At 70.2% G+C, this 675-nt stretch carries 1 pseudogene; it reads right to left on the minus strand.

Going from position 1 to position 675, the window contains the following annotated elements:
- Positions 1-675: pseudogene (locus tag JCM9942_RS17490) on the minus strand (flagellum-specific ATP synthase FliI); the annotation flags it as partial.

Genomic DNA, 675 nt, shown 5'->3' on the forward strand with positions numbered 1-675 from the left:
CGGTCGGCCGGGCTGGCCACCACCACCGCGCGGCGCAGACCCTCCTCGCCGAGGGTGGATTCGACGAAATCGCGTACTTCGCGACCACGCTCACCGATCAGGCCGACCACGATGACATCGGCCGCGGTGTAGCGGGTCATCATGCCCAGCAGGTGGATTTGCCCACGCCCGAGCCGGCGAACAGGCCCACGCGCTGGCCGCGGCCGATCGGCAGCAGCGCGTTGATCGCACGCACGCCCACGTCCAGCGGCTGGGTGATGGGCTCGCGCGCCAGCGGGTTGATCGACACGCCGGCCATGCCGACGGTACCTTCGGCGCGGATCGGGCCCTTGCCGTCCAGCGGAATGCCGTCCGAATCGATGACGCGACCGAGCAGGCCTTCGCCGACTTCCACGCCGCCGCGGCGGAACGAGGGCACGACCCTGGCATTGGGCAGCAGGCCATGCAACTCGGCGCTGGGCATCAGATAAGTGCGGTCACCGGAGAACCCCACCACTTCGGCATCGACCCAGCCACCGTCGATGATTTCCACTTTGCAGCTGGCGCCCATTGGCGCTTCGCAGCCGACCGCTTCGAGGGTGAGGCCGACGGCGCGGCGCAGGACCCCTTCGCGGATCAGGCCACGGCCGTTTCCGGCCTCCGGCGCGATGCCTTCCAGGCGTGCGGCCAGGCGCA

It is taken from the genome of Stenotrophomonas pictorum JCM 9942 (assembly GCF_001310775.1).
GTDB classification, from domain to species: domain Bacteria; phylum Pseudomonadota; class Gammaproteobacteria; order Xanthomonadales; family Xanthomonadaceae; genus Stenotrophomonas; species Stenotrophomonas pictorum.